General features: G+C 75.8%; 2 protein-coding genes. One reads left to right on the forward strand and one right to left on the reverse strand.

What is annotated here, in order from left to right; translation table 11 throughout:
- On the reverse strand, window positions 1-229 hold a 229-nt coding region (locus LPA54_RS41235), incomplete at its 3' end, for a hypothetical protein (protein WP_228985510.1).
- Here LPA54_RS41235 and LPA54_RS41240 point away from each other — a divergent pair.
- Window positions 213-397: hypothetical protein (locus tag LPA54_RS41240; RefSeq protein ID WP_228985511.1), on the forward strand; the 185-nt coding region annotated here is incomplete at its 3' end. The genes LPA54_RS41235 and LPA54_RS41240 overlap by 17 nt on opposite strands.

Raw genomic sequence — 397 nt, forward strand, 5'->3', positions numbered from 1 at the left:
GGTACGCGTCCGGGACGTCCCCGTCGTCGAACCGGCCGTCGGCGGCGAACTCCCGTATCTTGTCCCGCAGTTCACCCGTCGTGGTGGCGCCGACGACGAGGCGGGTGCGGCGGTGGCTGCGGCCCTCGCGCAGGGTGTGCACGACATCCGGCAGGGACAGCGGCTCCACCGCGCCGGCGAGGGCGCCGGCCAGCTCGCGCAGGGCGGTCTCCGTGTGCGCGGACAGCACCGCCCGCCTCACCGACGTCGCCTTCCACCGGCCCGTGGAGGTCACCGGCGCCGTCACCCTGAGCGCCGCCGTCGCCGACGGCGCCGTCACCGTGGCCTCCGACGTCCCGCACACCGAGGCCCGCGTCTTGGTCACCGGCTCTGAAGCGGCCGGCCGGATCGATCTCGC

The organism is Streptomyces sp. DH12 (assembly GCF_020873895.1).
Classification (GTDB): Bacteria; Actinomycetota; Actinomycetes; order Streptomycetales; family Streptomycetaceae; genus Streptomyces.